At 39.0% G+C, this 8861-nt stretch carries 7 protein-coding genes; all 7 read left to right on the forward strand.

The annotated features are described in order from the left end of the window. The first annotated feature begins 14 nt into the window (after positions 1 to 14). The 7 genes from HRT50_RS00625 (at position 15) to maiA (ending at position 8556) form a co-directional block, all read left to right on the forward strand. Complete coding sequence (locus HRT50_RS00625; RefSeq protein WP_291610273.1) at positions 15 to 1502, forward strand: YcjX family protein; 1488 nt, start codon at positions 15 to 17, stop codon at positions 1500 to 1502. 380 nt (positions 1503 to 1882) lie between these two features. Beyond that, entirely contained in the window at positions 1883 to 3022 is a 1140-nt protein-coding gene (locus HRT50_RS00630; RefSeq protein ID WP_291610275.1) for a YcjF family protein, read from the forward strand. A gap of 250 nt (positions 3023 to 3272) precedes the next feature. After that, on the forward strand, positions 3273 to 4076 hold the full coding sequence (phhA, locus tag HRT50_RS00635) for a phenylalanine 4-monooxygenase (RefSeq protein ID WP_291610278.1): 804 nt from the start codon (positions 3273 to 3275) through the stop codon (positions 4074 to 4076). Positions 4077 to 4183: 107 nt separating this feature from the next. Then, on the forward strand, positions 4184 to 4537 hold the full coding sequence (locus tag HRT50_RS00640) for a 4a-hydroxytetrahydrobiopterin dehydratase (protein WP_291610280.1): 354 nt from the start codon (positions 4184 to 4186) through the stop codon (positions 4535 to 4537). 187 nt (positions 4538 to 4724) lie between these two features. Beyond that, a complete protein-coding gene (tyrR, locus tag HRT50_RS00645; protein WP_291610282.1) occupies positions 4725 to 6275 on the forward strand; it encodes a transcriptional regulator TyrR in 1551 nt (516 codons plus the stop codon). Between the two features lie 469 nt (positions 6276 to 6744). Then, positions 6745 to 7734, forward strand: a complete 990-nt coding sequence (locus HRT50_RS00650; RefSeq protein ID WP_291610284.1) for a fumarylacetoacetate hydrolase family protein — start codon at positions 6745 to 6747, stop codon at positions 7732 to 7734. A gap of 183 nt (positions 7735 to 7917) precedes the next feature. Further along, the gene (gene maiA, locus HRT50_RS00655) at positions 7918 to 8556 is read left to right on the forward strand and encodes a maleylacetoacetate isomerase (protein WP_291610286.1); all 639 of its coding nucleotides are present in this window, start codon (positions 7918 to 7920) and stop codon (positions 8554 to 8556) included. The last annotated feature ends 305 nt before the right edge of the window (positions 8557 to 8861 follow it).

An 8861-nucleotide genomic window follows, 5' to 3' on the forward strand; every position in this document is an offset into this window, starting at 1 on the left:
GTTATCAATTCGTTATGGCATTAATAAGTAAATCATTTTTTCAAAAACGTGGCCTAGATAAGCTAAAGAACGATCTAAAAGGTAAGGCCAATGAATTACTTAGCCGCACTATGGATCAGCATGTTACTTTAGCGGTTACCGGATTAAGCCGTAGCGGAAAAACGGCATTTATTACTTCATTAGTGAATCAATTAATTAATGAAGGTAATGGCACTAAGTTGAGTTTTTTTGACCCTGTGCACAATGGCAATTTTATTGCGGCGAAAAGGGTACCGCAAAAGCACTTCCATGTACCAAGGTTTGATTATGATGCTGCCATGTCGGCTTTAACTGCAGAGCCAGCAATTTGGCCAGAGCCAACACATGGTATCAGTGAATTACGCTTGGCTATTCGTTATCAACCGAAAAATTCAATACTTAAATATGCCACTGATATGGCCACATTGACCTTAGATATTACCGATTACCCAGGTGAATGGTTACTTGACTTACCTATGCTTAAACAAACGTATCAAGAGTGGTCGCAGCAAACACATGATTTAATGAACTGTGCGCCAAGGGCTCAACACAGTGAAAGCTTTCTGGACAAACTGGCAACAATCGACCCTTTTGCCAGTGCTAGTGAAGAGCTGTTAGCAGAGCTAGCACAGGAATATACTGCGCTTTTACATACATTTCGCTATGAATTAGGTTTATCTGTTATCCAGCCAGGGCGTTTTATATTGCCAGGTGAATTGGCGGGGGCGCCGATCTTAGAGTTTTTCCCTTTTCCGGCGATAGAAAATCTTGATGCTAATGATTATCAAAATGCGCCAGATGACAGTTTAGTGGGTATGTTACGAGCTCGTTATCTAGAGTATAAAGAGCAAGTGGTGCGTAAGTTTTATCAACAACACTTTCTTCGCTTTGATCGACAAATTGTTCTGGCAGATTGTTTAACGCCTTTGAACAAAGGCAAAGAAAGTTTTGCCGATCTAGAGCTCGCCATGTCAATGATTCTTCAAAGTTATAGCTATGGCAAGTCAGGGCTGTTTTCTCGGTTATTCTCGCCTAAAATTGACAAACTACTGTTTTGCGCGACCAAAGCTGACCATGTTACTCCTGAGCAACATGCCCCTATGGTGGCGTTATTAAATCAATTGATTCATCAAAATAAACAGCACTTGCATTATGAAGCTGTACAGATTAAGACCTTAGCAATAGCTTCTGTTAAGTCGACTAATTCTGGTGTTAGTAAATATAAAGGAGCAGATGTTCCTGTTATCCAAGGACAACGATTAGTTCAGGCGAAGGGTAAAGAGTCAACGGAAGTGTTTGGCCAAAAAATAACGCTATTTCCTGGCGCGGTTCCCAGTCAGTTACCCAAAGATGATTATTGGCAATCGAACAGTTTCGATTTTATAGCGTTTGCGCCATTACCTGGTCTCAACAAACAGCAATGTTTACCCCATGTGCGCATGGATCAAGTGTTACAGTTTTTACTGGCAGATAAAATGATATAACTAACCTGAGCTCTGGATAAGCAATATTACACAACAAAGCTATTTTAACCGCTATCAGCGTTATTTTTACTACCAATAGTCAGCTATTGGGTGCGTAAAAAAGCCTTGATAACGACTAAACTATCTTCACTGTGTATAACGTGTAATTTACTATTAAAATTTCATAGCGTTATAACATTCATTATCCAGAGTTCAGGTTAACGAATAAAGGTAATCAAGCTAATCGGGACAGATAAACAGCCCACCTTTAGTTAAGGTGATTATTGGCTATGTAAATCATTAAATTTAATTGCTCTTACTTCACTTTACTAAATTGAGCGCAGAAAACATCAATATTGACCCCGTGCAAGGGTTACCATTTTTACTCGCAGGTAAAAGATATGACTAAGACAGGCAACAAAGACAAGCAAAACAACGATAATTTACAGCAGCAAATACTTTTTAGCGAAAGTGATACCTTTGTCGGGCAAAGCGAGGGTGAAAATAAAGACGCGAATATTCATGTAACCGAGCAGCTTCTTTTTACCAATGATGACTATTTACCCTTAGCTGTTAATGAAGATGGCCTTGATGAAATGAGATTGTCAGAGCTTGATGCAGAGCAGTTACACCAAGGTGTGACTGACATTAAAAGCGGTAAATACTCATGGTTATGGCGGGTGGTCACGGTATTATTTGTCACTTTAATCGCCATTGAGGCGGTTAATTTCTTTGTTGCTGGTTTTGAAAGTTCTCCGATCATTACTAGCCTTTATGCGCTGTTATTAACCTCATTGAGTTTAGTGGCAGGTAATGCTTTGTGGCATGAATTTATTGGTCTTAAGCAGTTCAAAAGTCGGCAGAGAATGAAACAGCAAGCAAAAGAGCTGTTATTAATCGATGCAGAGCAATTAACTGAGTCTTCTAATCAGCGTGGTAAAGACTTTTGTGACCATATTAGTGAAAACCTGCCTTGCGATTTGGTATTTGATAGCCCGAAAGAGCAGCAAGACTGGCATGATGCTTATGTCGGAGATCATAGTTCGAGTGAATTAGTTCAGCTTTATTCGCGTGTGGTATTAGCTAAAGTGGATGATAAAGCGCTTAATGAAGTGGCCAAATTCTCTACCGAAGCCGTGGTTTTAGTTGCCTTAAGCCCGGTAGCACTGATTGATATGTTAATAATGTTATCGCGCAATTTACGCATGATAAATAAAATAGCAGGGCTATATGGTTTAAAACTGGGCTATTGGAGCCGAATAAAGTTAATAAAACAAGTGTTTGTTAATATGGCTTATGCTGGCGCGAGTGAGTTAGTGGCAGATTTAGGTAGTGATATGCTTGGCGCTGAATTAATGGGTAAGCTATCAGCTCGGTTCGCCCAAGGTCTTGGCGCTGGCATGTTAACCGCTAGGCTAGGCGCCAAAACCATGGAACTATGTCGACCTATTCCTTTCGAAGAAAAGCCTAAATTAACCCAGGTTCGTAAGAAGGTCGCTCAACAAATTAAATCTTTAATAAGTCCTGGTAAACATTCATAGCCAGAGGTGCTGGGCTGTAATTCTTCCTGTAACCTTTCATGTACAGTAAATGTCTTTGGTGGTTTTTTAACCGTTTGGTGTTGCTTTATTTTATCTACGTTGATGTCATAAGATAAATGCACTAAACAATAAAAATAATTACCTTGAAGTTAATGTTAGTTCCGTCGTTAGTTACAACGTTAAGTTCAAGGTTAAAAATTATTAGATTAAAAAACGATAACAAAGTCGCTTAAGATGAAAGGTTAATACTATGGCAAAAGGCACTAAGTATATTTCAAAAGTACCTGATGAACAGGGCTTTATAGAATGGTCAGCAGAAGAAAACTCTATTTGGCAGGAGCTGTTCGCTCGTCAACTAGCATGTATCAAAGATAAAGCTTGTGATGAATATCATGATGGCTTAGCAAAATTAAACTTGCCAACGGATCGTATCCCGCAACTTGATGATGTCAGTCAGGTGTTAAAAGCAACAACAGGTTGGCAATGCTATCCAGTACCCGCTTTAATCGGTTTTGGTGAGTTTTTTAGACTACTATCGGAAAAGAAATTTCCAGTCGCTACCTTTATTCGTAGTCGTGAAGAAATGGACTATTTACAAGAACCGGATATTTTTCATGAAATCTTCGGTCATTGCCCGCTACTAACCAATCCATCTTTTGCCAACTACACCGAAGCCTTTGGAAAAATGGGCTTAAACGCGAGTAAAGAACAGCGGGTGTTTTTAGCTCGCCTATACTGGTTTACTATTGAGTTTGGTTTGCTCGATACGCCAAAAGGCTTACGTATTTATGGTGGTGGTGTACTGTCTTCTCCAGGAGAAACAGATTACGCCATGAATAGTACCGAAGTGGAACGTCAGCCTTTTAATGTTTTAGATGTTTTAAGAACGCCTTATCGCATAGATATAATGCAACCTATATATTACATGCTAACCAAGGTATCTGATTTAGATGAAATTCGAAAGTTTGAAGTTGAAGATATCATGGAGCTAGTTGCCAAAGCACAGATGTTAGGCTTACATGAGGCCAAATTCCCAAGCAAACAAGCTAGTTAATACTTTGCTTAATAAACCGTTAAAGCATGAATCAGCAGCTTTTAATCATGGTAAAACAATTTAGTAAATAGCTATAAAAATAACTATAAAATAAGTAAGGATAAATAATGTCTACACAATCAAGTAAAAAATTAGTGAGCCAATTATGTGAAGCTTGTCACGTCGATGCACCTAAAGTAAGTGATGAAGAGCTTAAAGAGCTTATAGCATTAATTCCTGATTGGGTGCCACAAGTACGTGATAATGTCATGATGCTCGAGCGTGAATACAAGTTTAAAAACTATAAGTTAGCCTGGGCCTTTGCCAATAAAGTGTCGGAACTTGCTGAAAGTGAGTTTCATCATCCCGCGATTTTACTTGAATGGGGTAAGGTAAAAGTTACTTGGTGGACACACGCTATTGGTGGACTGCATAAAAATGACTTTATCTGCGCCGCTAAAACTGATGAATTAGGTGAATAATTAATTTCCCCTACAGTCTTGTCTAATACGTTACAGAGTTCGTTTTATTTTTTATAAAAATTATGAATATAGCAAAATAAAGTACTGACATTTATCAAAACCCAACTTGATAAATGTTGTGCTTTATTATCGTAAAAATTAGTTTACAATAGTCCTTTTGTTAAATTCTAGATTAAGGGCTTGTGAAATGCGTTTGGAAATTACTTGTCATGACCGTGTTGGCATGGGCGAAAAAGTATTAGGTATATTTGTCGAGCACGGCATTAATGTACGTGGTATTGAATTGATGCAGCCAGGGCGTATTTTTATTAATATTCCTGATTTAGATTTCTCTGATTTACAAACCTTTATGCCGCAATTACGCTTGATTGAGGGCGTAGGTGACGTAAAAACAGCACCTTACATGCCATCTGAGCGTGAAAGAAATGAACTTGCCACCTTAATTAAAACCTTCCCAGACCCTTTTATTTCAATCGATAGAAAAGGCAATATTCGTATTGTTAACACCATAGTCTCAAATATTATTGGTGAAGATGAAGATGCCCTTGTTGGGCAACACATTAGCTTGTGGTTGAAAGGTTTTAATTTTAATCGCTGGTTAGATGCTAAGGATGTCTTGGCGCAAACCCGACGTTTGAAATTCCAAGGTGACGATTTTGTCGCTGATATTATGCCAATTCATGTTGCCGGTGAGGAAGACAGCCGTGTACTTGCTGGTGCAGTATTAATATTAAAATCTGAAGCTCGTCTTGGCCAACAAATGAATGCCTTTAAACAGCCTAATGAGAATACTTTCTCAGGCATTCAGGCAACATCAAGTGCTATGCGAAAAGTGATTCGTGAAGCTAAGCGCATGTCGTCACTCGACTCTTCCATTTTAATCATGGGTGAAACCGGTACAGGTAAAGAATTACTTGCTCGGGCTTGTCATGGAGCCAGTGAACGTGCCGAAAATGCTTTTATGACTTTAAACTGTGCTGCTTTACCTGATGATGTCGCCGAGTCTGAATTATTTGGTGTTGGTGAAAAAGATCAAGAGCAGAGTAAACGTGGCATCTTTGAATTGGCTGATGGTGGTACTGTTTTTCTAGACGAAATAGGCGAAATGTCAGCTAAATTGCAAAGTAAGCTATTACGGGTAATACAAAATGGTAGCTTTAGGCGTGTCGATTCAGAGCAAGAAGTCACCGTCAATGTACGCATCATTAGCTCGACCAATAAGGATTTATTAAACCTTGTTTCTATAGGGGAGTTTAGAGAAGATCTTTATTACCGCTTGAACGTTTTTGGTCTTACATTACCAGCGCTAAGAGAGCGACGTAGTGATATTTTACCACTGGCAGAGTTTTTCATCATTAAAGCTGCTCATCAAATTGGCCGTACTCACCTGAAAGTTAGTGATGATTGTCGTGACTTTATTGAACATTACCCATGGCCAGGGAATATACGTCAATTAGAAAATGTACTTACCCGTGCCGCTTCATTGCTTGAGGGTGATGAAATTGAGACCAGCCACTTAGCATTACCAGCTTATACCCGCGAGCATGGTTATCTTGAGCAAGAGTTTGAGGGCACATTAGATGCCGCGGTGAAAAGCTTTGAAGCGGATTTGTTACGTAAACTGTACCCAGCTTATCCAAGTACCAGACAGCTCGCTAGAAAGCTTGGCCTAAGCCATACCGCAATTGCCAACAAGTTACGAGAATACGATATTAATAAAAAAACAGTTAAAATTTAGTTGAAGTAAAAGCCTAGAGCATAAAGGCGTGTATTTTCAGGCTAATATCAGTGTAATAATTGCCGTAAAGAAATTATTCCGTACTGTTAGTTAATAAGCTGACGCTATAGCTTGGTTGTCAGTGAAAAAATTCGTACCATACTTTTATAGATAACTGTATTGAGAAATATTATATACCCGTTCCACTTGAAGTTGCATGATTCAGCTGGAATTAGAAACGCTTTAGGCAAGGCATTGATTGAAGAGAATGGTTACTCCCTTCTCAAAATCAATAACGAAGCATAAAGCGTTTCTAAACCAGCCCTTGGGGAAGGCTGAGCAAATCAGACTCTGCGTTACCTTTCTTTTTAAGGGAATAGCCCTTAATAAAAAAATGTGCCTTGATTATGAATCGCTCAGACTTCCTGAAACGAGCACATTCAAGTGGAACGGGTATAGTTATAATTAAATATAATTAAAAGGTTTAACAATGAAATTAGCTACACTTAAAAATAATACACGCGATGGTCAACTTGTTGTTGTTAGCCGCACACTTGATAAAGCTGTTGTGGTCAGTGATATTGCCGCAACGTTACAAGCGGCACTTGATAATTGGAGTGAGATTTCACCAAAATTAGCTGAAGTTTATCAAGCGCTAAATAACAATGAAATAACTGACACGTTAGTTTTTGAACAAGCACAATGTGAGTCACCTTTGCCTCGTGCTTATCAGTGGGCTGATGCGAGTGCATACGTAAACCATGTTGAATTAGTACGTAAAGCGCGTAATGCTGAAATGCCGGCAACATTTTGGACCGATCCTTTAATGTATCAAGGTGGCTCAGATGCCTTTATTGGTCCTCGCGATGACATAGCCGTTGCCAGTGAAGAATTTGGTATTGATTTTGAGTCAGAAGTTGCGGTGATCACCGATGATATGCCTATGGGAGCATCACCTGAGCAAGCCGCAAGTCATATAAAGTTATTAATGTTAGTCAATGATGTATCTTTACGTAATCTTATTCCAGGTGAATTAGCGAAAGGTTTTGGTTTTTTCCAAGCTAAACCTTCAAGTGCATTTTCACCGATTGCGGTAACGCCTGATGAATTAGGTAATGCATGGGATGGTAAAAAATTACACTTACCGTTAACTACCCATTTAAATAAAGAGCTATTTGGTCAACCAAACTGTGGTGTCGATATGACGTTTGACTTCCCAACCATTGTTGCTCATGCAGCGAAAACTCGCCCATTGACTGCGGGCTGTGTTATAGGCTCTGGTACTATTTCAAACTACGATCGCTCAGCGGGTTCAAGCTGTTTAGCTGAGATTCGTATGTTAGAAACAATTGCTGATGGTAAACCATCTACGCCATTTATGAGCTTTGGTGACACCGTGCGCATTGAAATGTTTGATAGTGAAGGTGCAAGTATCTTTGGTGCTATTGACCAAAAGGTTGTTGAATATAAAGCGCAGTAGATAATTTTTGCAAAACTAGATGAAGATGCAGACTTTAGCTGAAATCGCTTTTTAATCTGCATTCAAATAAGTACAAGCTAATAAGTAAATGCTAACTATCAGTACTAAAGCTAACTAGACTAGTTAACTTGGTCAGGTAATTAGCATTTTTGCTTTTAAATAATAACTACTTTAAGGAATACTATGAAACTTTATGGCTACTGGCGCTCTACGGCGGCTTATCGTGTCCGCATTGCCCTGCATTTAAAAGAAATAACCTTTGAGTCTATTTCGGTACATCTGGTTAAAAATGGCGGCGAGCAACATGCTAATGATTATAGTGTACTCAACCCAAACCATTTAGTGCCTACTCTAGTCGATGGCGATTTTTCGTTAAACCAATCATTAGCCATTATTGATTATCTCGAGCACAGTCATCCAAAACAAGCGTTATACCCTAGTGATGCAAAAGGTAGAGTCAAAGTTCAAGCATTAGCTTTAGATATAGCCTGTGAAGTTCACCCTCTTAATAACTTACGTGTACAACAATATTTAGCAGGTACACTGAAAGTTACAGATGAGGCGAAACAGTTATGGCTTGAACACTGGATGACTATAGGTTTTACCGCCATAGAAATACAATTAAATGACAGTGCAGGGCGGTATTGCTTTGCCGATTCGGTGAGTGTGGCTGATATTTTCTTAGTCGCACAAGTGTATAACGCCCATCGATTTAATGTTGATATGAGTGCCTACCCCATAATCAATCAAGTGGTTGAAAACTGTAATAAGTTACCCGCTTTTATCAAAGCTTTACCTGAAAATCAGGCGGATGCGCAATAGGCGAACATGCCTCTGTAGTTTACTCAGGAACTCTTTGTAAACGTCATCTTCGAAGTCTCTGATCGAAGATCTATTGCTATTTAGACCCTGGATTCAGGACAATAAGCTCCATGCATTGTCTAATAAGTGCCATCCATGGCACGTCCGATTAAAACACCAAGGGGATGACGAGCCAAGTGCATAGGCATATTGGCGAATTGAATCGTGTTAGCCCCTCAATAATATTACTTATTACATAAGCCACTACATGACAGAGGCTTATTTTTATGTGATTTATGTTTGAAAACAAAAAATCACATAAAAAT

The sequence above is a fragment of the Colwellia sp. genome, assembly GCF_013215345.1.
Taxonomy (GTDB): domain Bacteria; phylum Pseudomonadota; class Gammaproteobacteria; order Enterobacterales; family Alteromonadaceae; genus Colwellia.